26 protein-coding genes are annotated in these 25262 nt (G+C 37.7%); 25 read left to right on the forward strand and 1 reads right to left on the reverse strand.

The features are described 5' to 3' along the window. Positions 1 to 3: 3 nt before the first annotated feature. The 7 genes from rlmN to spoVM all read left to right on the forward strand — a co-directional run bounded on the left by rlmN (position 4) and on the right by spoVM (position 6545). Positions 4 to 1092, forward strand: a complete 1089-nt coding sequence (gene rlmN, locus HRG09_RS15790) for a dual-specificity RNA methyltransferase RlmN (RefSeq protein ID WP_174101790.1) — start codon at positions 4 to 6, stop codon at positions 1090 to 1092. 4 nt (positions 1093 to 1096) lie between these two features. Then, positions 1097 to 1849 carry a Stp1/IreP family PP2C-type Ser/Thr phosphatase gene (locus tag HRG09_RS15795; RefSeq protein WP_174101792.1) on the forward strand — a complete coding sequence of 251 codons (753 nt, stop codon included), beginning with the start codon at positions 1097 to 1099 and terminating at the stop codon, positions 1847 to 1849. A gap of 8 nt (positions 1850 to 1857) precedes the next feature. Beyond that, positions 1858 to 3831, forward strand: a complete 1974-nt coding sequence (gene pknB / locus HRG09_RS15800) for a Stk1 family PASTA domain-containing Ser/Thr kinase (protein ID WP_174101794.1) — start codon at positions 1858 to 1860, stop codon at positions 3829 to 3831. Positions 3832 to 4121: 290 nt separating this feature from the next. After that, complete coding sequence (rsgA, locus tag HRG09_RS15805) at positions 4122 to 5003, forward strand: ribosome small subunit-dependent GTPase A (RefSeq protein WP_174101796.1); 882 nt, start codon at positions 4122 to 4124, stop codon at positions 5001 to 5003. 2 nt (positions 5004 to 5005) lie between these two features. Further along, positions 5006 to 5650 (forward strand): ribulose-phosphate 3-epimerase, encoded by a 645-nt coding sequence (rpe, locus tag HRG09_RS15810; protein WP_174101797.1) that lies wholly within the window; start codon positions 5006 to 5008, stop codon positions 5648 to 5650. A 106-nt stretch (positions 5651 to 5756) separates the two neighbouring features. After that, positions 5757 to 6398: a thiamine diphosphokinase gene (locus HRG09_RS15815; RefSeq protein WP_174101799.1), complete on the forward strand. Its 642-nt coding sequence runs from the start codon at positions 5757 to 5759 to the stop codon at positions 6396 to 6398. A 66-nt stretch (positions 6399 to 6464) separates the two neighbouring features. Next, positions 6465 to 6545: a stage V sporulation protein SpoVM gene (spoVM, locus tag HRG09_RS15820; RefSeq protein WP_001213600.1), complete on the forward strand. Its 81-nt coding sequence runs from the start codon at positions 6465 to 6467 to the stop codon at positions 6543 to 6545. A 71-nt stretch (positions 6546 to 6616) separates the two neighbouring features. On the opposite strand, the gene rpmB is transcribed toward spoVM, so the two are convergent. Further along, on the reverse strand, positions 6617 to 6805 hold the full coding sequence (gene rpmB / locus HRG09_RS15825) for a 50S ribosomal protein L28 (RefSeq protein WP_000124776.1): 189 nt from the start codon (positions 6803 to 6805) through the stop codon (positions 6617 to 6619). A gap of 377 nt (positions 6806 to 7182) precedes the next feature. On the opposite strand from rpmB, the gene HRG09_RS15830 reads away from it, so the two are divergent. The 18 genes from HRG09_RS15830 (at position 7183) to rplS (ending at position 25163) form a co-directional block, all read left to right on the forward strand. Then, positions 7183 to 7545 (forward strand): Asp23/Gls24 family envelope stress response protein, encoded by a 363-nt coding sequence (locus HRG09_RS15830; protein ID WP_000021111.1) that lies wholly within the window; start codon positions 7183 to 7185, stop codon positions 7543 to 7545. Between the two features lie 22 nt (positions 7546 to 7567). Next, on the forward strand, positions 7568 to 9244 hold the full coding sequence (locus tag HRG09_RS15835) for a DAK2 domain-containing protein (protein ID WP_174101801.1): 1677 nt from the start codon (positions 7568 to 7570) through the stop codon (positions 9242 to 9244). A 364-nt stretch (positions 9245 to 9608) separates the two neighbouring features. Next, a complete protein-coding gene (gene recG, locus HRG09_RS15840) occupies positions 9609 to 11657 on the forward strand; it encodes an ATP-dependent DNA helicase RecG (protein ID WP_174101803.1) in 2049 nt (682 codons plus the stop codon). Between the two features lie 90 nt (positions 11658 to 11747). Continuing rightward, positions 11748 to 12341, forward strand: coding sequence for a transcription factor FapR (fapR, locus tag HRG09_RS15845; RefSeq protein ID WP_174101804.1), 594 nt, complete (start codon positions 11748 to 11750; stop codon positions 12339 to 12341). Continuing rightward, on the forward strand, positions 12338 to 13330 hold the full coding sequence (plsX, locus tag HRG09_RS15850) for a phosphate acyltransferase PlsX (protein ID WP_174101806.1): 993 nt from the start codon (positions 12338 to 12340) through the stop codon (positions 13328 to 13330). The genes fapR and plsX overlap by 4 nt, the downstream gene beginning before the upstream one ends. 14 nt (positions 13331 to 13344) lie before the next feature. Then, positions 13345 to 14295, forward strand: coding sequence for an ACP S-malonyltransferase (gene fabD, locus HRG09_RS15855; RefSeq protein WP_174101808.1), 951 nt, complete (start codon positions 13345 to 13347; stop codon positions 14293 to 14295). Next, positions 14289 to 15029 carry a 3-oxoacyl-[acyl-carrier-protein] reductase gene (gene fabG, locus HRG09_RS15860; RefSeq protein WP_174101810.1) on the forward strand — a complete coding sequence of 247 codons (741 nt, stop codon included), beginning with the start codon at positions 14289 to 14291 and terminating at the stop codon, positions 15027 to 15029. Before fabD ends, fabG begins: the two co-directional genes overlap by 7 nt. A 71-nt stretch (positions 15030 to 15100) precedes the next feature. Further along, entirely contained in the window at positions 15101 to 15334 is a 234-nt protein-coding gene (acpP, locus tag HRG09_RS15865) for an acyl carrier protein (protein ID WP_000786063.1), read from the forward strand. A gap of 59 nt (positions 15335 to 15393) precedes the next feature. Continuing rightward, positions 15394 to 16131 carry a ribonuclease III gene (rncS, locus tag HRG09_RS15870; RefSeq protein WP_174101811.1) on the forward strand — a complete coding sequence of 246 codons (738 nt, stop codon included), beginning with the start codon at positions 15394 to 15396 and terminating at the stop codon, positions 16129 to 16131. Positions 16132 to 16280: 149 nt separating this feature from the next. Further along, positions 16281 to 19853, forward strand: coding sequence for a chromosome segregation protein SMC (smc, locus tag HRG09_RS15875; RefSeq protein ID WP_174101812.1), 3573 nt, complete (start codon positions 16281 to 16283; stop codon positions 19851 to 19853). 14 nt (positions 19854 to 19867) lie between these two features. Continuing rightward, positions 19868 to 20857: a signal recognition particle-docking protein FtsY gene (ftsY, locus tag HRG09_RS15880; RefSeq protein ID WP_174101814.1), complete on the forward strand. Its 990-nt coding sequence runs from the start codon at positions 19868 to 19870 to the stop codon at positions 20855 to 20857. A 133-nt stretch (positions 20858 to 20990) separates the two neighbouring features. Then, on the forward strand, positions 20991 to 21323 hold the full coding sequence (locus HRG09_RS15885) for a putative DNA-binding protein (RefSeq protein ID WP_000891062.1): 333 nt from the start codon (positions 20991 to 20993) through the stop codon (positions 21321 to 21323). 12 nt (positions 21324 to 21335) lie between these two features. After that, the gene (gene ffh, locus HRG09_RS15890) at positions 21336 to 22685 is read left to right on the forward strand and encodes a signal recognition particle protein (RefSeq protein WP_174101815.1); all 1350 of its coding nucleotides are present in this window, start codon (positions 21336 to 21338) and stop codon (positions 22683 to 22685) included. Positions 22686 to 22786: 101 nt separating this feature from the next. After that, positions 22787 to 23059 (forward strand): 30S ribosomal protein S16, encoded by a 273-nt coding sequence (gene rpsP, locus HRG09_RS15895; protein WP_000268748.1) that lies wholly within the window; start codon positions 22787 to 22789, stop codon positions 23057 to 23059. 14 nt (positions 23060 to 23073) lie between these two features. Continuing rightward, positions 23074 to 23301: a KH domain-containing protein gene (locus HRG09_RS15900; protein ID WP_174101817.1), complete on the forward strand. Its 228-nt coding sequence runs from the start codon at positions 23074 to 23076 to the stop codon at positions 23299 to 23301. A 120-nt stretch (positions 23302 to 23421) separates the two neighbouring features. Continuing rightward, positions 23422 to 23937: a ribosome maturation factor RimM gene (rimM, locus tag HRG09_RS15905; protein ID WP_174101818.1), complete on the forward strand. Its 516-nt coding sequence runs from the start codon at positions 23422 to 23424 to the stop codon at positions 23935 to 23937. Then, positions 23937 to 24671, forward strand: a complete 735-nt coding sequence (gene trmD / locus HRG09_RS15910) for a tRNA (guanosine(37)-N1)-methyltransferase TrmD (RefSeq protein ID WP_174101819.1) — start codon at positions 23937 to 23939, stop codon at positions 24669 to 24671. Before rimM ends, trmD begins: the two co-directional genes overlap by 1 nt. 147 nt (positions 24672 to 24818) lie before the next feature. Continuing rightward, the gene (rplS, locus tag HRG09_RS15915) at positions 24819 to 25163 is read left to right on the forward strand and encodes a 50S ribosomal protein L19 (protein WP_017151244.1); all 345 of its coding nucleotides are present in this window, start codon (positions 24819 to 24821) and stop codon (positions 25161 to 25163) included. The last annotated feature ends 99 nt before the right edge of the window (positions 25164 to 25262 follow it).

Here is a 25262-nt window from a genome sequence, read left to right on the forward strand (position 1 = left end):
ATCATGGAAACAACTGTAAGAAAACAAAAGAAAAATCTAGAAACGAAAAAACCATCTATTTACTCTTTACAACTTCATGAAATGCAAGATTGGTTAAAGGAACAAGGGGAACCGAAATTCCGTGCAGGTCAAATTTTTGATTGGTTATATAAAAAACGTGTAAAAAATTATGAGGATATGACAAACCTTTCCAAAGGATTGCGTGATAAATTGTCGAATTCCTTTGATATAACTACTTTAAATACGTTAGTAAAACAAACATCTTCAGATGGAACGATTAAATTTTTATTCCAACTATACGATGGTTATTCTATTGAAACAGTATTAATGCGACATGAATATGGAAATTCCATTTGTGTAACAACGCAAGTTGGATGTCGTATTGGATGTACGTTTTGTGCATCTACACTAGGTGGTTTAAAACGAAATCTAGAAGCTGGGGAAATTGTAGCGCAAGTAGTGGAAGTGCAGCGTGCGCTTGATGAAACGGAAGAGCGCGTGAGTTCCCTTGTTGTAATGGGTATTGGTGAGCCATTTGATAATTACGATAATTTAATGGCATTCCTACGCATTGTAAATCATGAGAAAGGAATCCATATTGGTGCACGTCATATGACGGTTTCAACAAGTGGAATTATCCCAAAAATTTATAAATTCGCTGAAGAAGATATGCAAATTAACTTTGCGATTTCATTGCACGCTCCAAATACAGAATTACGTTCAAAATTAATGCCAATTAACCGTGCTTATAAATTGCCGGATTTAATGGAGGCTATTAAATATTATGTAAATAGAACGGGTCGTCGTATTACATTTGAATATGGCTTATTTGGAGGAGAAAACGACCAAGTTGAGCACGCTGAAGAACTTGCTCAATTGTTAAAAGGTGTAAAGTGTCATGTGAACTTAATTCCGGTAAACTACGTACCAGAGCGTGATTATGTAAGAACGCCACGTGAGCAAATTTTCTTATTTGAAAAAACGCTAAAAGACCGTGGAGTAAATGTAACGATTCGCCGTGAACAAGGTCATGATATTGATGCTGCCTGCGGTCAGTTGCGTGCAAAGGAGCGCAAAGAAGAGACGAGGTGACAAGATGAAAGCCGTGTTTCTATCGGATAAAGGTAAAGTTCGTCAACACAATGAAGATAGTGCAGGAGTTTTTCATAATTTAGATGGAGATATTTTAGCTGTAGTAGCTGATGGAATGGGAGGTCATCGAGCAGGCGATGTTGCTAGCTCGATGGCCATTCAATTATTCCATGATTATTGGAAGCAAACGTATAATATGGATACACCAAAAAAAGCAGAAGAATGGTTACATACAAACGTTGAAATGATTAACGAGAGGGTATACGAATACTCGAAGAAGCATACTGAATGTAGTGGCATGGGAACTACTGTTATTGTTGCGATTTGTACGGCGGGATTTGTAACAATTGGACATATAGGAGATAGTCGTTGTTACATGTTATCAGATGGAGAGATTTCGCTTATAACCGAAGATCATTCACTTGTAAATGAACTTGTGAGATATGGTGAGATTTCAAAAGAAGATGCAGAGTATCATCCAAAAAAGAATGTGCTTTTACGAGCGCTTGGAACAGAAGAAAAAGTTGGATTAGATGTGAAAACATTAGTGTTAGAAGAAAATGATCAACTGCTTCTTTGCTCTGACGGATTATCAAATAAAGTTGCTATGGATGATATGCGAAAAATTTTGCTATTAAACGAACAACTCGAGACAAAGGGGGAGTGTCTTGTTCAACTTGCGAATGATCGTGGTGGAGAAGATAATATTACCCTTGTCATTGTTGATTATACGGGTTCGGCAAACGAAAGTAGGTGAATTACAACGTGCTGATTGGAAAACGCCTAAATGACCGCTACAAGCTACTGAAAATGATTGGTGGCGGAGGAATGGCCAATGTATATTTGGCTCATGATGATATACTGGGCCGGGATGTAGCGGTAAAAATATTACGACTCGATTATGCAAATAATGATGAGTTTATCAAACGTTTCCATCGAGAAGCGCAATCTGTTACAACGTTGTCGCATCCGAATATTGTGAGTATGTATGATGTTGGTGAAGAAGATGGGATTTATTATCTTGTTATGGAGTATGTACCTGGGCAAACATTGAAGCAATATATAAATCAGCGTGGAATGTTACCTATAGGAGAAGCTCTTGATATTATGGAACAGTTAACATCTGCAATGGCACATGCTCATCATTTTGAAATTGTACATCGAGATATAAAGCCACATAACATTCTAATTCGGAATGATGGAGTTGTGAAAGTAACCGATTTTGGAATTGCGACAGCTACAAGTGCAACGACGATAACGCATACGAACTCAGTGCTTGGTTCGGTTCATTATTTGTCTCCAGAGCAAGCACGCGGAGGGATAGCGAATAAACAATCAGACATTTATTCACTTGGAATTGTAATGTTTGAATTGTTAACAGGGCGACAACCATTTTCAGGAGAGTCTGCGGTTGCGATAGCTTTAAAACATTTACAGAATGAAACACCATCTCCAAAACGTTGGAATCCAGATATTCCACAAAGTGTAGAAAATATTATTTTAAAAGCAACTGCAAAAGATCCGTTTCATCGGTATCAGTCTGCTAATGCGATGAAGAGAGATGTTGAAACAGCGCTATATCCAGAACGTATTAATGAACAACCGTTTTATATACCGGAAGATATGGAAGCGACGAAGGCCATTCCGATTATTCAACAAGAGCAATTGTTTGGAAATGTAAGTGATGAAACAATTGTATTGAATGGAAACAAAGCCGATGGACAGATAAAAAATGAAGAAGCCAAACCAAAGGTAGAAAAAAAGCGAAGTAATAAATGGTTGAAAGTACTAATTACAACATTTTTACTTTTAGCAATTGGTATAACGTTAGCTCTTACTGTAATTCCAGGATTCTTTATACCAAAAGATGTGAAAATCCCGGATGTATCTGGTATGAAGTATGAGACTGCTGTTAATGCTCTTGTTGAGAAAGGATTTGAAGTTGCTGAGCCTAACATTGTTTATACAGATGATGTTGAAGCTGGGAAAGTAATTAAAACAAATCCAGTAGCAGGAAGAGTTGTAAAGGAAAGTTCTAAAATCACAATCTATCAATCCGGTGGGAAAAAAAAGAACAAAATGAGTAATTTAATCGGAAAAGATTTTGAGAGCTTGAAGGACGAATTAGAAGGAAAATATAAAATTATTGTTCCATCCTATATTGAAAGCGATAAACCGAAAGGTCAAATTTTAGACCAGAGTCCAGCGGCTGATCAAATGATTGTGGAAGCAGAGCAAGATGTGAAAGTTTGGATAAGTAAGGGGCCTTATCAAATTAGGCTTGGTGATTTTTCAGGTTGGACCGAAAATTATGTGAATAGCTATTTGAATGAAAATAAACTGATCTCTAATATAAAAAGAGAGTATTCAGATACAGTTGAGAAAGGTTTAGTGATTTCGCAATCACCAAAACCGGGAACACCTTTAAAAGAAGGAGATAAAGTAACGGTTACTATATCAGATGGGCCAAAACCGAAAGTAACGAAGACTGTAAAAGTTGATAATATTGCAATCCCATATGAATCTCCTGTAGAAGGTGAGAAAAAGCCGCAGACAATAGAAATTTATAAAGAAGATATGGCGCAAAAAATGGATAAGCCGATTGAAACACGAACGATAACGGAATCAACTACTATTTCTTTAGAATTTGTGATTCAAGAAGGAACAAAAGGACATTATAAGATTGTTCGAGATGGAACAACAATCATTGATAAAGAAGTGCCATATCCGGCCGAGTAAAGGTGTGTCTCCATTTAGTGGATTCCACCTTCTTTGTATGGACAGTGGAATTTGTTACTCGTGCCTGTTATGCTGTTAACGTGGGTAGAAAAAGGACGAGAAGTTGTGATTTGAAATAGAAGAACAGCCTAAAAGTAAAGTAGGAATAAAGGGTAATCTAAACTGGTAAACAATCAGTCTTATCCCATTACTCCGTCTCGAAATTTTGAGAGAGGGTTAATAATATATATAACCCTACTTGATCAGGGACTGATAATCATTTCATTTTATATAGAATAAAGGAGAGTTATATGGCAGAAGGAAAAATTATAAAAGCTTTAAGCGGTTTTTATTATGTGCAGCATGAAGGTGGTATTACACAATGCCGCGGTCGTGGTGTATTCAGAAAAAATAAAATTACACCGCTTGTAGGAGATCAAGTAGTTTTTCAAGCAGAGAATCCGAATGAAGGGTATGTTTTGGAGGTTTTTGAGCGAAAGAATGAACTTGTTAGACCGCCAATCGCCAATGTTGATCAAGCAATCCTTGTTTTCTCGGCAGTTGAACCAGATTTTAACCCTGGATTGTTAGATCGATTTCTGGTTTTAATTGAATATCATAACATTAAACCGATTATTTGTATTAGTAAAATGGATTTAGTTAGTGAAAAGATGCGAGAAACCGTTGAATCTTATGCAAAGGATTATCGTGAAATGGGATATGATGTGCTATTTACTTCAATCAACACATCGGAAAGTATTGATATTTTAAAACCATTTTTAGAAGGTTGTGTATCAGTGGTTGCAGGACAATCTGGTGTAGGAAAATCATCCATGTTAAACGTATTACGCCCAGATTTAGCACTGAAAACAAATGATATCTCTTCGCATTTAGGGCGTGGTAAGCATACGACAAGACACGTAGAATTGATTTCGGTTGGAAGTGGTCTGGTAGCAGATACACCGGGGTTTAGTTCCCTTGATTTTATCGATATAGAAGTAGAAGATCTTACATATTGTTTTCCAGAGTTGAAAGAAGAGAGTCAATACTGTAAATTTAGAGGGTGTACACATCTTTCTGAACCAAAATGCGCGGTGAAAGCTGCGGTAGAGGAAGGGAAGATTACCGATTATCGTTACGAACATTATAAACAATTCGTAGAAGAAATTAGAGAGAGAAAGCCGAGGTATTAGTCATGATTAAAATTGCACCATCGATTTTATCAGCAGATTTTTCAAAATTAGGGGAAGAAATTAAAGATGTAGAAAAAGGCGGAGCGGATTATATCCATGTTGATGTAATGGATGGACATTTTGTTCCGAACATTACAATTGGTCCGCTAATTGTAGAGGCAATTCGTCCAATTACATCCTTACCATTAGATGTACATTTGATGATTGAAAATCCTGATAATTATATCCCTACTTTTGCGAAGGCTGGAGCGGATATTATTACTGTCCATGTAGAGGCATGTTCACATTTACATCGTACGATTCAATTAATTAAATCACATGATATCAAAGCGGGAGTGGTATTAAACCCGCATACACCAGTGTCAATGATTGAACATGTATTAGAAGATGTTGATATGGTATTACTTATGACAGTAAATCCAGGATTTGGCGGACAGAAGTTTATTCATTCTGTATTACCGAAAATTAAACAAGTTGCAGAAATGGTCAAAGAGCGTAATTTACAAGTAGAAATTGAAGTTGATGGTGGTGTAAACGCTGAGACTGCGAGACTTTGTGTAGAAGCTGGAGCAAATGTCCTTGTAGCTGGATCAGCAGTATATAATCAAAAAGACCGCGGTGAGGCAATTCGCGTAATTCGTGGATAAGGAATAGATGTAAGAAAACTTTCATGACCTGTTAGAACGGGAAAAATGTGAAAAAGGCAATCTACCGACTGGCAGATTGTCTTTTTCTATAGAAGGGGAAGAAAAGATGATTATTCATATACTAGCTGGAGGGCCTGAGGAGTACTGCGCTGATTTATCTCGGTATGAAAATGAGGAAGTTGTATGGGCGGCAGTTGACCGTGGTGTATATCGTTTATTACAAAGAGGAATCATGCCAACAGTTGCATTTGGTGACTATGACTCAGTTACAGATGAAGAATTAGCGTGGATGCAAAAACAGACAGATGAGTTGCATATTGTTCCGCGCGAAAAAGATCAAACGGATTTAGAAATTGCAATTCATTGGGCATTGGAGCAAAAACCGGATTTGATTCGTATTTTTGGCGCTACAGGTGGAAGGCTTGATCATGGATTAGCGAACATACAGATGCTTTTAAAAGGGCTGGAAGCATATACTGAAATGTATATCGTCGATAATAAAAATGAAATCTCTGTAAAAAAAGTAGGTACATATATAATTGAAGAAAAGGAGCAATTTCCATACGTATCTTTTGTGCCTGTTACGGAAATTGTAAAAGGTATTACACTTCGTGGTTTTAAATATCCTCTCACTGATAAAACGATAGAATGGGGATCGACGCTTTGTATTAGTAATGAACTCGTTGCGGAAAAAGGTACTTTTTCATTTACTTCTGGCATATTAATGGTGATAAGAAGCACGGATTGAAGAAACACTTTTGCTACTTGCATCATATAGTAAACAAGTGGAGTAATGGGGATTAGGAGGGAAACCATGAGATTTTATACAATTAAGTTACCTAAATTTCTTGGTGGAATTGTTCGCGCGGTGTTAAATACCTTTAAAAAGGACTAAAAAAGCACCATTAATGGTGCTTTTTTCATGGTGATAATAAAAAAAGAGCCTAGTGGCTCTTTTTTTTATTATTAAACACGTTCGATTTTGCCAGATTTTAATGCTCTAGCAGAAACGTAAACACGTTGAACTTTACCGTCGATGCGTACGCGAACTTTTTGAAGGTTAGCGCCCCATTTACGTTTTGTAGCGTTCATTGCGTGAGAACGAGAGTTACCAGAACGAGCTTTTCTTCCAGTAATAGCACAAACACGAGCCATCTATATTTCCCTCCCTTAACTACCTTACCATACGTAATTTTTCAATGTTAGTCTTTTATGCGATGCTAAAAACACTACTATAATTTAACACAACTAAAAAGAGAATGCAACAGTGTATAAAAAAGAAATCAAGAAAAATTACTTGACACTAAATGTCAGTAAAGAAAAGTAGAAATCAAGAAAAATCACTTGACATATTATAGTGATACATGTTGTATAATAACAATGGACTATTTTGCTCGTCATGGAAAATTGTAATAATGAGTACAAAATATGAGAGCGAAAAGAAAGAACGATGGAATTTTCTTTGAAAAGATTATATGATAGTAATTAAAGTAGTCTAGCTCACTTTCACCATTTATGAAGGGGGAAACGAGATGTCAATTGAAATTAAAACGAAGTACGGTCAAATTGATATTAGTACAGATGTAATTGCAACGATTGCTGGAGGTGCCGCGGTAGATTGCTACGGTATCGTTGGTATGGCTTCAAAAAATCAATTAAAAGATGGATTAACAGAAATTTTACGAAAAGAAAACTTCACTAGAGGCGTTATTGTTCGTAAAGACGAAGATGAAGTACATATTGATATGTATATTATTGTGAGCTATGGTACAAAAATTTCAGAGGTAGCACATAACGTCCAAACGAAAGTGAAATATACATTAGACCAAACGGTAGGACTAGCAGTAGATTCTGTAAACATCTACGTACAAGGAGTTAAAGTAATAAACTTGTAATGTGCATTAAGGAGGAAAATCTGTGTCAATTCAAAAAATTGATGGAAAACGTTTATCACAAATGATTATTCAAGGAGCGAATAATTTAACAAACAATGTGCAGCTTGTTGATGCATTAAACGTTTTTCCAGTTCCAGATGGCGATACCGGTACAAATATGAATTTATCAATGACTTCAGGTGCGCGTGAAGTGAAAGCAAACCCTTCACAGCATGCTGGTAAAGTCGGCGTAAGTTTAGCAAAAGGATTATTAATGGGAGCTCGCGGTAACTCAGGTGTTATTTTATCTCAGTTGTTCCGTGGCTTCTCTAAATCCATTGAACAAAAAGAAGAATTAACAACAGTTGATTTTGCGGCAGCTTTAGAAGCTGGTGTAGAAACGGCGTATAAAGCGGTTATGAAGCCGATTGAAGGAACGATTCTAACAGTTGCAAGAGAAACGGGTAAATATGCAGTCACAGTTGCGAAAAAACAGCGCGACTTTGTTTTGTTTATGGAGGACGTTGTAAAAGAAGCGAATGCATCGTTAAATCGTACGCCGGATTTATTACCTGTATTAAAACAAGTTGGCGTTGTAGATAGCGGTGGTAAAGGTCTTGTAGTTGTATATGAAGGCTTTTTAGCTGATTTAAAAGGAGAAACAATTTCTTCTGATGTACCGGCGCAACCATCTATGAATGAAATGGTACGTGCGGAGCATCACCGTAGTGTACAAAGCCAATTGAGTACAGAAGATATTGAATATGGATATTGTACGGAGTTTATGGTGAAATTAGAGCCTGAAAAAGTAAAGGAACATAATTTCTCAGAACAAAAATTCCGTGAAGATATTAGCGTATATGGTGATTCACTACTTGTTGTATCAGATGATGAAATCGTAAAAGTTCATATTCATGCGGAGCATCCGGGAGATGCGATGAACTATGGTCAACGTTATGGTAGTTTAATTAAGATTAAAGTAGAAAATATGCGTGAACAGCATACTGCGTTATTAGACGATCCAGTAACAACGCCTGAGAAGGTAACTCCAGTGAAAGAGAAACAACCATATGGTATTGTAACTGTAGCAATGGGGTCTGGAATTAAGAACTTATTCGAGAGCATTGGTGCAACACAAGTTATCGAAGGTGGTCAAACGATGAATCCAAGCACGGAGGATATCGTGAAAGCAATTGAAGAGGCGAATGCTGAAAAAATTATCATTTTGCCGAACAATGGCAATATTGTGATGGCTGCAGAACAAGCTGCCTCTGTTGTTGATCAAGAAGTTATTGTAGTGCGTTCGAAAACTGTTCCGCAAGGGATGGCAGCTATGTTAGCATTTAACCCAGCTGGAACGCTAGAAGAAAATGAAGAGAATATGAAAGAAGCGCTTGCGCATGTGAGAACAGGTCAAGTTACGTATGCAGTTCGTGATACGGAAATTGACGGCGTATCAATTCAAAAAGATGATTTCATGTGCATTGCAGATGGAAAGATTGTATCTACAAATGCTAAAAAAGTAGGTGCAGCGAAGCAGTTGCTAGAAAGTATGATTGATGAAGATTCTGAGATCGTAACAATCTTGCAAGGTGAAGATGCAGCAGATGAAGAAGTTGCAGAGTTAGTTTCATTTGTAGAAGAGAAGTTTGAAGATGTAGAGGTAGAAGTTCATCAAGGAAATCAACCTGTATATTCTTTCATTTTCTCTGTAGAATAAGATGAAGTTTTCCTAAGGGATAGATTATTTACTTGCTAATGAGCGAGAACGCATGACATATATTGCCTGTGATTCTTATTCAAAAGGCTAGCATATTGATGATAAAAAGAGCCTTACTGTTATAGTAAGGCTCTTTTCTTTCGTGTATAACTTCTATAAGTTTCTTCACTATAATTGTAATAGATAAACCTTGGACTGTTGTGTAAGAGTAGTCTCTTTTAAAACGCCTATGATAAAATAGAAAAGGTGAAAGAGGGCGATTACTATAGGAAGTAGGTAATCGTTGTAAATGAGATGTGAATAGAATGCTATGAAATAAGATGAGAATGAAATGAAGAAAATGATGTGACGGAGCGTGAAAATCTTGAATGAAATTGTGCAAGTTCCTGTTACGGATGTAAAGGGAATCGGAGGAGAGACATCTGAATTATTACATGAGATGGGGATTTATACAGTTTCTCATCTATTAGAGCATTTTCCGTACCGTTATGAAGACTATGCGATGAAAGATTTGGCAGATGTGAAGCATGAAGAGCGTGTAACGGTGGAAGGAAAAGTACATAGTGCTCCTTTATTACAATATTATGGGAAGAAGAAGTCGCGCCTTACTGTTCGTGTACTTGTTGGCCGTTATTTAATTACGGCTGTATGTTTTAACAGACCATATTATAAGCAAAAATTAAAACTTGATGAAACGGTGGCGATTACTGGTAAATGGGATCAGCATCGCCAAACAATCTCTGTATCCGAGCTTCATTTTGGTCCAGTCGTACGCCAGCAAGAAGTGGAACCTGTGTATTCAGTAAAAGGGAAATTAACAGTAAAACAAATGCGTCGTTTTATTGCGCAAGCTTTAAAAGAATACGGTAACTCTATAACTGAAGTATTACCAGGTGGTTTGCTAAGTCGTTACAAGTTGTTACCTCGATATGAAGCTCTTCGGGCACTGCATTTCCCGGTTGGTCAAGAAGATTTAAAACAGGCACGTCGTCGATTTGTATATGAGGAATTTTTCTTATTCCAGCTCAAAATGCAAGCGTTGCGTAAAATTGAAAGAGAGAGTTCGAAGGGAACGAAAAAAGAGATTTCAATGAAAGAATTAGAAGAATTCACTGATGCGCTTCCATTCCCACTTACTGGTGCGCAGCGCCGTGTTGTTTCTGAGATTATGAAGGATATGGAGTCTCCTTACCGAATGAATCGGTTATTACAAGGAGATGTTGGGGCGGGAAAAACGGTCGTAGCTGCAATTGCTCTTTATGCAGCGAAACTTGCGCATTATCAGGGCGCGTTAATGGTCCCTACAGAAATTCTAGCTGAGCAACATTATCAATCGCTAGCAGAGACATTCTCTCATTTTAATATGAATGTGGAATTATTAACAAGTTCAGTTAAAGGGGCACGTCGTCGTGAGATTTTAGCGAAACTTGAACAAGGAGAAATAGATATTCTTGTTGGGACACATGCTTTAATTCAGGATGAGGTCATTTTCCATAGGCTTGGACTGGTTATTACTGACGAACAACACCGTTTTGGTGTGGCGCAGCGCCGTGTTTTACGAGAGAAAGGTGAAAGTCCGGACGTGTTGTTTATGACAGCGACACCAATTCCGCGTACATTGGCGATTACTGCTTTTGGAGAAATGGATGTTTCCATTATTGATGAAATGCCGGCTGGGCGTAAAGTGATTGAAACGTATTGGGCAAAACATGATATGTTAGAGCGTGTTCTTGGATTCGTAGAAAAGGAAGTGAAGAAGGGGAGACAAGCTTATGTCATTTGTCCGCTTATTGAAGAATCTGAGAAGCTTGATGTGCAAAATGCAATTGATTTGCATAGTATGCTGATTCATCACTATCAAGGGAAGTTTCACGTTGGATTAATGCATGGGCGTCTATCTTCTCAAGAAAAAGAAGAGGTAATGGAGCAATTTAGTGAAAATAAAGTGCAAATTCTTGTTTCGACAACGGTAGTTGAGGTTGGTGTTAACGTGCCAAATGCAACAGTTATGGTAATTTATGATGCGGAGCGCTTTGGTTTATCGCAATTGCATCAGCTTCGAGGACGTGTTGGTCGTGGAAGTGAGCAGTCGTATTGTTTGTTAATTGCAGATCCGAAATCGGAGACTGGAAAAGAGCGAATGCGCATTATGACGGAAACAAATGATGGATTTGTATTATCAGAAAAAGATTTAGAATTACGTGGTCCTGGAGATTTCTTTGGAAGTAAGCAAAGTGGTCTGCCAGAGTTTAAGGTAGCTGATATGGTACATGATTATCGAGCATTGGAAACAGCGAGACAAGATGCAGCCATACTGGTTGATTCAGAAGCGTTTTGGCATAATGAACAGTATGCATCGCTTCGCGTATATCTTGAAGGAACAGGTGTGTTTCAAGGAGAAAAGCTTGATTAAAAGTCGAATGTGCGAAATTTTTTGTTGCATTCTACTTTTAATGATTATATACTACTGTTAGTACCTAGTCATAAAAATGGATGGTGCGGTATGAAAAAGAGAAAAAGCAAGAAAGAAAGACAAGCGTTATTGCAACAAACAATAGAAACAAATCCGTTTATAACGGATGAAGAGTTAGCAGAGCAGTTTCAAGTAAGTATACAAACAGTTCGTCTTGATCGAATGGAGTTATCCATTCCGGAGTTAAGAGAACGAATTAAACATGTAGCGACACGCCAGCATGAAGAAGATGTGAAATCTTTGCCGTTAGAAGAAGTAGTTGGCGAAATTATTGATATAGAATTAGATAGGCATGCAATTTCCATTTTCGAAGTAAAGGTGGAGCATGTATTTAAAAGAAATCAAATTGCACGTGGGCATCATTTATTTGCTCAAGCAAACTCACTAGCTGTTGCAGTTATTGATGAAGAACTAGCTTTAACTGCAAAGTCTACCATTCGATATATTCGTCCTGTAAAATTAGGAGAACGTGTTGTTGCTAAAGCACGCGTTGAAGATGTGGAGAATGATAAAGGACGGACGGTTGTCAAAGTGCGTAGCTTTGTTGGTGAAGAACTTGTTTTTTCAGGCACTTTTGAAATGTATCGATCTAGTAATTATAGTGAGGAAGGTAACAATTTATGAAAATCGCAATAGATGCAATGGGTGGCGATCACGCTCCAAAAGCAGTAGTATTAGGAGCAATGAAAGCTATTAAGGAATATTCGGATTTACATATTACCCTAGTAGGGAAAGAAGAAGAAATTCGTCAGCATTTAACAAATGAAGAGCGTATTACTATACTTCATACAGACGAAATGATTGAAGCAACGGATGAACCAGTAAGAGCTGTTCGCCGTAAAAAACAAGCTTCAATGGTACTTGCAGCACAGCAAGTAAAGGAAGGTGTAGCAGATGCTTGTATATCAGCAGGTAGCACAGGCGCTTTAATGGCTGCTGGATTGTTTGTGGTAGGACGTATGGAAGGGATTGAACGACCTGCTTTATCACCCACAATGCCAACTGTTGATGGAGAAGGCTTTGTTATGCTAGATGTTGGAGCGAATGTCGACGCAAAACCAATTCATTTATATCAATACGCGGTTATGGGTTCTGTTTACGCTGAAAAAGTAAGAGGGATTCAAAATCCACGTGTTGGACTTTTAAATGTTGGTACAGAAGATGGGAAAGGAAACGACCTTTCAAAACAAGTATTTGCTATGTTAAAAGATGCACCGATTAACTTTGTTGGAAATATTGAATCAAGAGATTTACTACAAGGTGTAGCGGATGTAGTTGTATGTGATGGTTTTACTGGAAATGTAGCATTAAAATCATTAGAAGGAACAGCACTTGCGTTATTCTCTATGCTAAAAGAACAATTAATGAGTTCATTTACAAGTAAATTAGCAGCAGCAGTATTAAAACCAAAACTTATGGTATTAAAAGATAAAATGGATTATTCGGAGTATGGCGGAGCAGCATTATTTGGATTAAAAGCTCCAGTCATTAAGGCTCACGGTTCTTCTAATGATCAATCGATATTCAGTGCGATTCGTCAAACGAGAGAGATGGTAGCGAAAGAAGTAATTCCTACTATTTCAAGTGTAATGGAGAAAGAGCCGCTTCAATAAGAGGAGGATTTGAAATGGGAAAACTAGCATTTCTTTTTCCGGGCCAAGGTTCACAGGCAGTTGGAATGGGTAGACAGTTAGCAGAGAATTATAAAGAGGTTGCAAAAGTATTTCAAAAAGCAGATGAAGTTTTACAGGAGTCTCTTTCAGAGGTGATTTTTGAAGGGCCGCAGGAAAAACTGACATTAACGACAAATGCACAGCCTGCATTGTTGACGACAAGTTTTGCGATTTTAACAGCTTTGAAAGAATATGATATTACACCAGACTATGTGGCAGGACATAGTTTGGGTGAGTATAGTGCGCTTGTAGCAGCTGGAGCATTGACATTCGATGATGCTGTGTATGCTGTGAGAAAACGTGGTGAATATATGGAAGAAGCTGTGCCGAGTGGAGAAGGAGCAATGGCTGCTATTTTAGGAGCGGATCCAGATGTTCTGAAACAAGTTACAGAAGAAGTGACGAATGAAGGATATCCGGTGCAAGTTGCTAATATGAATAGCACGAAGCAAATTGTTATATCTGGAACAAAACAAGGTGTAGAACTTGCATCTCAAAAAGCGAAAGAAAATGGTGCGAAACGTGCAATTCCACTTCGAGTGAGCGGTCCATTCCATTCTTCATTAATGAAGCCAGCTGCTGAGAAGTTTCAAGGCGTACTAAGTGAAATTGCAATTCAAGATGCAAAAATTCCGGTTATCGCAAATGTTACGGCAGATTGCATTACACGTAGTACGGATATTCAAGAAAAACTAATTGAACAACTTTATTCACCTGTTTTATGGTACCCATCGATTGAACGTATGGTAGAACAAGGGGTAGATACATTTATTGAAATTGGACCCGGAAAAGTGCTAGCTGGTCTTATGAAATCAATCGCTCCATCTGTGAAAGTATATGCGATATATGATGAAGAGACATTGAGAGATACCATTTCAAATTTGAGAGGAGAAAGCGGATGTTAAAAGGGAAAGTAGCATTAGTAACAGGTGCATCACGCGGGATTGGTCGTGCAATTGCAATTGATTTAGCGAAGCAAGGTGCGACGGTTGTAGTGAACTACGCTGGTAATGAACAAAAAGCAAATGAAGTAGTCGATGAAATAAAAAAGCTTGGCTCAGAAGCAATCGCAGTAAGAGCTGATGTTGCTAATGGTGAAGATGTTGCAAATATGGTAAAACAAACTGTAGACACATTTGGACAAGTTGATATTCTTGTAAATAACGCAGGTGTAACAAGAGATAATTTATTAATGCGTATGAAAGAAGAAGAATGGGATACAGTTATTAATACAAACTTAAAAGGTGTATTCTTATGTACGAAAGCCGTATCTCGCTATATGATGCGTCAACGTCACGGCCGTATTGTTAATATTGCTTCTGTTGTTGGTGTTACAGGAAATCCTGGTCAAGCAAATTACGTTGCTGCAAAAGCGGGTGTAATAGGATTGACAAAAACGTCTGCTAAAGAATTAGCTAGTAGAAATATAACTGTAAATGCCATTGCGCCAGGATTTATTGCTACCGATATGACGGACGTACTAGCAGAAAACTTAAAAGAAGAAATGTTGAAATTGATCCCTGCTGCTAAGTTTGGAGAAGCGCAAGATATTGCGAATGCTGTAACGTTTTTTGCTGCTGATCACAGCAAATATATTACAGGACAAACATTACATGTTGATGGCGGTATGGTAATGTAATAAAAGAAACGATTTCACCTAGTTTTTTTGTGAAATATTTAATATAATATTTGAGGGGAGGTGAATGAATTATGGCAGATGTTTTAGAGCGTGTAACGAAAATCATCGTGGATCGTTTAGGAGTAGAAGAAACAGAAGTAGTACCAGCTGCAAGCTTTAAAGAAGATTTAGGTGCAGACTCCCTAGATGTAGTTGAACTTGTAATGCAATTAGAAGATGAGTTTGAAATGGAAATTTCTGATGAAGAAGCAGAAAAAATTGCTACTGTTGGCGATGCTGTGACTTACATAGAGAGTCATCTATAATGTTTGAGTGAAGTCCCGTTTTATAGCGGGGCTTTCTCGGCTTATATCTGGAGGGACCTATGCCGTACCGAAAATATAGAGAAAAAAAATATGAAACAAAATATCGTGAAGTCTTTAAAATGTTTCAACAAAAAATAGGTATTACGTTTACAGACGAAAAATTATTGATTCAAGCATTTACGCATTCATCGTATGTGAATGAGCATCGAAAAAAGCCACATGAAGACAATGAACGTCTTGAATTTCTTGGAGACGCTGTATTAGAACTAACTGTATCGCAGTATTTGTTTCAAAAATATCCGACAATGAGCGAAGGAGAACTAACGAAGTTACGTGCAGCTATTGTGTGTGAGCCATCTCTTGTCCGCTTTGCGAATGAATTGTCATTTGGGAATCTCGTTCTATTAGGAAAAGGTGAAGAAATGACAGGTGGGCGTGAACGACCGGCCTTATTAGCGGATGTCTTTGAAGCGTTTATTGGTGCCCTTTATCTTGATCAAGGATTGGATACAGTGTGGGGATTCTTAAAAGAAATCGTATATCCAAAAATTAATGAAGGTGCTTTTTCTCATGTGATGGATTATAAGAGTCAATTACAAGAATTAATTCAGCGTGATGGTAGCGGTAATATTGAGTATCAAATTTTGCAAGAAAAAGGACCTGCTCACAATCGAGAATTTGTGTCACGTGTTACATTAAATAGCGTGGCTCTTGGTCTTGGTAGCGGTAAGTCAAAAAAAGAGGCAGAACAACAAGCTGCTGCAGAGGCGTTGAAAAAGTTAAAAGAACAATCATAAGGAATCCCCCTTTATATGAGGGGGATTCCTTGTGCATAGAATGAAACTTTATTTTTATTTAGATATAAAAAAGATAAATATGAATCCGTGCAGTAGCTTGTTTTTACAGGCACAGACTATAACAACGGAGAATAGGGGGAAGGCCTTTCGTGTTTTTAAAGAGATTAGAAATAGCAGGATTTAAATCCTTCGCTGAGCGTGTATCTGTTGATTTTGTTCCGGGTGTAACATCTGTAGTTGGTCCTAACGGGAGTGGAAAGAGTAATATTACCGATGCAATCCGCTGGGTACTTGGTGAACAATCTGCAAAATCATTACGCGGTGCAAAGATGGAGGATATTATTTTTGCGGGAAGCGATACGCGAAAAGCAGTTAATGTTGCAGAAGTAACGTTAACTTTAAATAATGAAGATCAGCGTTTGCCAATTGAATATAATGAAGTATGTGTAACACGCCGTGTTTCTCGCTCAGGAGATAGTGACTTTTTTATTAATAAACAGTCTTGTCGATTAAAAGATATTGTTGATTTGTTTATGGACTCCGGTATGGGGCGAGAAGCTTTCTCGATTATTAGTCAAGGGAAAGTAGAAGAAATTTTAAGTAGTAAATCTGAAGAACGTCGTGGTGTATTTGAAGAAGCGGCGGGCGTATTAAAATATAAACTTCGCAAAAAGAAAGCCGAAGGAAAATTAGCAGAAACACAAGAAAATTTAAATCGTGTGCAAGATATCATTCATGAACTAAGTAGTCAAGTAGAGCCCCTTGAAAAACAGGCTTCTATTGCGAAAGACTATCTTGAGAAAAAAGAAGAACTAGAAAAAGTAGAAGCGGCTCTCATTGTATATGAAATTGAAGAATTACATGAAAAATGGGAAGCACTTAGAAAACAGTTTGGACACAATAAAGATGAAGAAGTAAAAATGTCAACGCACTTACAAAAAAGTGAAGCAGAGCTCGAAGAATTACGCGGACAATTGCAAGCGATTGATGAATCTGTAGATTCCTTGCAAGAAGTCCTCCTTCTTTCCAGTAAAGAGTTAGAAAAGTTAGAGGGACAGCGTGAATTGTTAAAGGAAAGAAAACAAAATGCAACAACGCATTGTGCGCAGCTTGAACAATTAATCATTGAGTTAACAGAAAAAACTAAGGTTTATGATGGAGAAATCGAAACAAGTACGGAAGAACTCATGAATTTCGCAAATCAGGTAAAAGAGTTAGAGCAGAAGCTGCACGAAAATGAGAAACTTCTTTCTACATATGCAGAAAACCTGGAAGAGCAAATTGAGCATTTAAAAGGGGATTACATTGAACTTTTAAACCAACAAGCAAGTCATCGCAACGAACTATCTATGCTTGAGGAACAATTTAAACAACAAAACTCTAAAAATCAACGCCTTGATGAAGAAAATGAAAAATATGTACAAATGCGTATGCAAATTACAGCTAAAAAGGCAAAACTTGTAGAGGGTTACGAACAAGTAAGAGAGAAAGTTACAAGCGTTATCACAAATATACAAAAAACAGAAGCGGCGCTTGGAAAATGTAAGACGCAATATAGTGAAAATGAAACAAAATTGTATCAAGCGTATCAATTTGTTCAACAAGCTCGCTCTCGAAAAGAAATGCTAGAAGAGATGCAAGAAGATTATTCTGGATTTTATCAAGGTGTACGTGAAGTATTGAAGGCCCGTGAAGGTAAATTACATGGTATTGAAGGTGCGGTAGCTGAGCTGCTTACTGTACCGAAGGAATATGAAATTGCAATGGAGATTGCACTTGGTGCAGCGATGCAACACGTTGTTGTACAAACAGAAGAGCATGCTCGCACGGCAATTGCATTTTTGAAACAAAATCGCCATGGACGTGCAACGTTTTTACCGCAGGCTGTTATTAAGGGAAGGTCATTATCTTTTGAACAACTAAGAATGATAAAACAACATCCATCATTTATAGGTGTTGCAGCAGAATTGGTACACTATAATAATAAATATGAAAATATAGTTTCAAATTTATTAGGAACAGTCGTTGTTGCGAAAGATTTAAGAGGTGCAAATGAGCTAGCGAAGCAGTTGCAATATCGTTACCGTATTGTAACGGTGGAAGGCGATGTTGTGAATCCTGGTGGTTCTATGACTGGTGGAGCTGTAAAACAAGCGAAATCTTCTTTATTAGGACGACAGCGAGAATTAGAAGAGTGGAGTAAGAAGCTTGCTGAAATGGAAGAAAAAACTTCTAAATTAGAAAACTTCGTTAAAGCGCTAAAACAAGAAATTCAAGAAAAAGAAGTTAAAATAAAAGAGCTACGTTACGATGTGGAACAAGAGCGCGTAGATGAGCAAAAGTTAAAAGAAGAAATTAATCAGCTAGAGTTAGAAGAGCACCGTATTAATGATCGTTTGTCTATCTATGATTTAGAAATAGAAGGCTTTCTACAAGATCAAGTCAAGATGCAAGGGCGTAAAGAAGAATTAGAAGGAATTTTAGCGAGTCTTCAAAAAGATATCACAGGACTGGATGAAAAAATTGCTGACTTAACAAAGCAGAAAAGTGAGCAACATTCTTCGAAAGAAAAAGTTCAAATGGAGATGACGGAGTTGAAAGTACAAGCTGCAGAAAAGCAGCAACGTTTGTCCAATCAAAAAGAAAAAGTAGATCGCTTAACGAAAGAACAAGAAGAAACGCAGCGAACACTTGTAAAAACAAAGGAAGATCTAGCGTTTTTAAAGCAAGAAATGACATCCAATTCGAGCGGTGAAGAGCAAATTACGAATATGATTGAAAAGAAAGCATACGATCGAAATCAAACATCGGAATTAATTAGTTCACGTCGTGAGCAACGCCTAACCCTACAGGAACGAGTAGAACATATAGAACGTGAAGTAAAAGAAACAAAAGGACGATATAAATATGTTCTTGAGATTCTAAAAGATCAAGAGGTGAAAATCAATCGTCTTGATGTTGAATTGGAAAATAGATTGCAACATTTACGTGAAACGTATACGATTTCATTTGAAGCAGCAAAACCGAAATATACAATGACGATGCCTGCAGAGGATGCGCGTAAAAAGGTGAAATTAATTAAGTTATCCATCGAAGAGCTGGGAACAGTGAACTTAGGCGCAATCGATGAATATGAACGTGTAGCCGAAAGACATACATTCTTGCTAGAACAACGGGATGACTTGGAAGAAGCGAAGGCGACATTGCACCAAGTTATAACGGAAATGGATGAAGAAATGAAAAAACGCTTTTCTACTACATTCCAAGCGATCAGAACAGAGTTCCAATCTGTATTCTGTGAATTGTTTGGAGGCGGAAGAGCAGATTTAGTAATGACGAATCCGCAAGATTTATTAAATACGGGCATTGATATTGTAGCGCAGCCACCAGGTAAGAAATTGCAAAACTTAGGTTTATTGTCAGGTGGAGAACGTGCTTTAACTGCAATTGCATTGCTATTTGGTATTTTAAAAGTACGGCCTGTTCCGTTCTGCGTACTAGATGAGGTGGAGGCTGCTCTTGATGAAGCGAATGTAGCTCGCTTTGCGCAGTATTTGAAGAAATTTAGTGATGAAACGCAGTTTATTGTGATTACACACCGAAAAGGTACAATGGAAGAGTCCGATGTACTGTACGGAGTAACAATGCAAGAATCAGGTGTTTCTAAGCTTGTGTCCGTTCGATTAGGTGACGGAGAAGAAGAGCTTGTTACAAGTGAATAGGAAGGATGAGAAGAATGAGTTTCTTTAAAAAGTTGAAAGAAAAGATTTCAAAACAAACAGATACTGTAACAGAAAAATTTAAACAGGGGTTAGAAAAAACGAGAAATTCATTTGCGGATAAAGTAAATGATTTAGTATATCGCTATCGTAAAGTCGATGAGGATTTCTTTGAAGAATTGGAAGAAATTTTAATTGGTGCAGATGTTGGTGTTGCAACAGTAATGGAGCTTATCGATCAGCTGAAAGAAGAAGTGCAGCGTCGTAACATTCAAGATCCAAAGGAAGTACAGGCTGTTATCTCAGAGAAATTAGTAGGAATTTACAAAGGTGACGAAGAGTTCAGTAATGAAATTAACATGCAACAAGATCAATTAACGGTTATTTTATTTGTTGGTGTTAATGGTGTTGGAAAAACGACAACAATTGGTAAAATGGCTCATAAGTTTAAATCGGAAGGTAAGTCTGTTTTATTAGCAGCAGGGGATACGTTCCGTGCAGGAGCGATTGAACAGCTAGAAGTATGGGGAGATCGCGTTGGTGTGGAAGTAATTAAGCAAGGGTCTGGTTCTGATCCAGCAGCTGTTATGTATGATGCTGTTCAAGCAGCAAAAGCACGTAAAGTAGATGTCTTGCTATGTGATACGGCAGGGCGGTTGCAAAATAAAGTAAATTTAATGAAAGAACTAGAAAAGGTAAAACGTGTTATTGAACGCGAAGTTCCCGGTGCTCCTCATGAAGTTTTGCTTGTTATTGATGCAACGACAGGACAAAATGGTTTAAGTCAAGCAAAAACATTCCGCGAAGCAACGAATGTTTCAGGTATTGTTTTAACGAAATTAGATGGAACTGCTAAAGGTGGTATTGTACTAGCAATTCGTAATGAGATGGACGTACCAGTGAAGTTTGTTGGACTTGGAGAACAAATGGACGACTTGCAGCAATTTGATCCAGAACAATATGTGTACGGTTTATTTGCGAACTTAGTAGAAAAAGAAGAAGTATAAAGTGAAAGAAGCGGTATTCCCGCTTCTTTTTTATAAAAAATATAAGATGTTAAGAAAAAAACTTGACACTCTTTTATACTCCATGTAAACTAATCCATGTAAAGGGAAATCACTTAACAAAGGATGATCCAACATGCTCGAAAAAACAACGAGAATGAATTATTTATTTGATTTTTATCAATCGTTGTTAACGCAAAAACAAAGAAGTTATATGTCGCTTTATTATTTAGATGATTTATCTCTTGGTGAAATTGCGGAAGAATTTGATGTAAGTCGCCAAGCCGTGTATGATAACATTAAACGGACTGAAGCGATGCTTGAAGAATATGAAGAAAAATTAGTATTACTTCAAAAGTTTCAAGAGCGACAGCGACTTGTTGCAAAGCTTAAACAGCTAATCAGCGAAGAAGAGCATGTGAATGAAGAAATGAAACAAGTTGTTGAAGCTATCGAAAAATTAGATTAGGAGGGCGGCAATATGGCATTTGAAGGATTAGCCGACCGACTTCAACAGACGATGCAAAAAATCCGCGGCAAAGGAAAAGTTTCTGAAGCCGATGTGAAAGAAATGATGAGAGAAGTTCGTCTTGCTCTTTTAGAAGCGGATGTTAACTTTAAAGTAGTAAAAGATTTTGTAAAGCGTGTGTCTGAGCGTGCTGTCGGACAAGATGTAATGAAAAGTTTGACACCTGGACAACAAGTAATTAAAGTTGTACAGGAAGAACTGACAGAACTTATGGGCGGAGAGCAAAGTAAAATCGCTGTCGCTAATAAGCCACCAACTGTTATTATGATGGTTGGACTTCAAGGGGCAGGTAAAACAACGACAACAGGTAAGCTAGCGAATTTGCTTCGTAAAAAGCATAATCGTAAACCGATGCTTGTTGCGGCAGATATTTACCGTCCAGCAGCAATTAAACAGCTTGAAACATTAGGGAAGCAATTGGACATGCCTGTTTTCTCATTAGGAGATCAAGTAAGTCCTGTTGAAATTGCGAAACAAGCGATTGCAAAAGCAAAAGAAGATCATCATGATTATGTTTTAATCGATACGGCAGGTCGTCTGCATATTGATGAAGAACTAATGGATGAATTAGCGAAAGTGAAAGAAGTTGCGAAACCGGATGAAATCTTCCTAGTTGTCGATGCGATGACAGGACAAGATGCAGTCAATGTTGCACAAAGCTTCCATGAACAGTTAGGTTTAACAGGTGTTGTTTTAACGAAATTAGATGGTGATACGCGCGGTGGTGCAGCATTATCTATTAAAGCAGTAACAAACACACCAATTAAATTTGCTGGTATGGGTGAGAAGTTAGATGCAATTGAAGCGTTCCATCCTGAACGCATGGCATCTCGTATTTTAGGGATGGGTGACGTTCTAACATTAATTGAAAAAGCGCAAGCTACAGTTGATGAAGAAAAAGCAAAAGAACTTGAGCAAAAAATGCGTACGCTTTCGTTTACACTTGACGATTTTCTAGAGCAACTTGGACAAGTGCGTCAACTTGGACCGCTTGATGAATTGCTAGGAATGCTTCCTGGTGCAAATAAAATTAAAGGGCTGAAAAATGCACAAGTTGATGAAAAACAAATTGGGCATATTGAGGCAATTATTCGTTCTATGACAATCTTAGAGCGAGAACAACCGGAAATAATCAATGCTAGTCGTAAAAAACGTATTGCCAAAGGTAGCGGTACAACCGTACAAGAAATCAATCGTCTACTGAAACAGTTTGAAGATATGAAGAAAATGATGAAGACGATGACAGGCATGCAAAAAGGTAAGAAAAAAGGACTAGGTGGATTGAAGTTTCCATTTATGTAAGGAAAAAAAGATGGCTCTGTTAAGAAAAAATACTTTACAAAGCAATAGTCTTTTTGCTAATATAATTATCTGTGTGAAATAAATTCGGAGGTGCTTTATAAATGGCAGTTAAAATTCGTTTAAAACGTATGGGAGCTAAAAAAACTCCTTTCTATCGTGTAGTTGTTGCAGATTCTCGTTCTCCTCGTGACGGACGTTTCATTGAGGAAATCGGTACTTACAATCCAGTTGCTCAACCAGCTGAAGTAAAAATCGACGAAGAAGCAGCATTAAAATGGTTAGGAAACGGTGCGAAACCATCTGATACAGTTCGTAATCTTTTCTCTAACCAAGGTATCATGGAGAAATTCCACTTATCTAAACAAGGTAAGTAATTGAGGCAATGACTATGAAAGGGTTAATCGAAACGATCGTCAAGCCTCTTGTAGATCATCCTGAAGATGTAAAGGTTACACAGGAACTTTGCAGCGGAGAGATAAAATATCGATTAACTGTACATCCTGAGGATGTTGGGAAAGTCATTGGAAAGCAAGGGCGGGTTGCAAAAGCGATTCGAATGCTCTTGTATTCAGTGGGACATCATAATCATGAAAAAGTTACACTGGAAATTCAATAAATATGAAAAGGGCGAGGATTTATTCCTCTCCCTTTTTTAACATTTTAAGAGAAGTTGCATGTTCCATATATGGAATGGAGATGCTTAAAATATATAGAAAACAGGGGTGACATGCTGTTTATGACAAAATGGTTTAACGTAGGGAAAATTGTAAATACTCATGGTGTAAGAGGAGAAATTCGTGTCATTTCTCGTACTGATTTTCCAGAAGAGCGATATAAGGTAGGAAATACGCTATACATATGGAGTGATAAAGGGACAGAACCGCTCCCAGTAAAAATCACTTCTCATCGTCAACATAAAACATTCGATTTATTGACATTCGAAGGATATGGGAATGTAGATGAAGTAGAGAAGTTTAAAGGCTCCTTATTAAAAGTGCCAGAAGAACAATTGGGTGAACTTGCTGAAGGTGAGTATTATTACCATGAAATTATTGGTTGTAACGTTGTAACAGAGGATGGAGAGGCGTTAGGTACGATAAAAGAGATTCTATCTCCTGGCGCGAATGATGTATGGGTAATTAAACGTCCGAAAGGGCAAGATCTTTTAATCCCATACATTGATGATGTTGTACTGCAAGTTAACATCGAAAATAAACTAGTAACCATTCATGTAATGGAAGGATTGCTATAATGAAAATTGATATTTTAACATTATTTCCAGAGATGTTCACTGGTGTGTTTGGATCTTCGATTTTAAAAAAAGCGCAAGAAAAAGAGGCAGTGGAGCTTAGAGTTGTAAACTTTCGAGATTATACTACAAGTAAACATAATAGTGTAGATGATTATCCATATGGCGGTGGGGCAGGTATGGTTTTAACTCCGCAGCCAATCTTTGATGCTGTAGAAGAATTAACGAAAGAAACAGAGCGTAAACCAAGAGTCGTGTTAATGTGCCCGCAAGGAGAACGCTTTACGCAGAAAAAGGCAGAAGAGTTTGCTAGCGAAGAACATGTTATTTTTGTATGTGGTCATTATGAAGGGTATGACGAACGGATTCGTAAACATCTTGTAACAGATGAGATTTCTATTGGTGATTATGTGTTAACGGGCGGAGAATTAGCGTCTATGGTTGTTACGGATAGCGTTGTACGTCTTTTGCCGGGCGTGCTAGGTAATCAGAATTCACAGATCGAGGATTCTTTTAGTACTGGCTTATTAGAACATCCACATTACACGCGCCCTGCTGATTTTCGTGGTATGAAGGTACCGGATGTACTTATGTCAGGAAATCATAAGCATATCGAAGAATGGCGCCATAAAGAATCATTGCGCCGTACATATACGCGTAGACCGGATTTACTTGAAGAACGCGAGTTATCGAAACAAGAAGAAAAATGGCTTGAGCAGATTAAAGAAGAACGATAACAACTTCATATATTTTCTATTGCAACAGGCCTAGCGATATGTTATTATAACATTTGTGCTACTGAAAGCAGTAGCCGTATTAACGATGTTCCGCTGTAATTTATTAATGACTTTATAAGAGCATCTGTTTAAAGGAGAGAATTGAATATGCAACAATTAATCGCAGAAATTACAAAAGGCCAATTAAAAACTGACCTACCTTCATTCCGTCCTGGTGACACTTTACGTGTACACGTAAAAGTAGTTGAGGGTACTCGTGAGAGAATTCAGCTTTTTGAAGGTGTTGTAATTAAACGTCGTGGTGGCGGAATTAGTGAAACGTTCACAGTTCGTAAGATTTCTTACGGTGTAGGTGTTGAGCGTACATTCCCAATTCACACACCAAGAATCGCGAAAATCGAAGTACTTCGCCGTGGTAAAGTACGTCGTGCTAAGTTATACTACTTACGTAACCTTCGCGGTAAAGCAGCACGTATTAAAGAAATTCGATAAGACATGTATGGGAGCTTGTAAATGCACAAGCTCCCTTTTTCCAATCTATATGAAATTTTGATATAATACGGGCAGCTTACATAATTGTGGAGGGGAAAT

Origin of the sequence: Bacillus sp. Xin1 (genome assembly GCF_013314535.1) — a bacterium.
Classification (GTDB): domain Bacteria; phylum Bacillota; class Bacilli; order Bacillales; family Bacillaceae_G; genus Bacillus_A.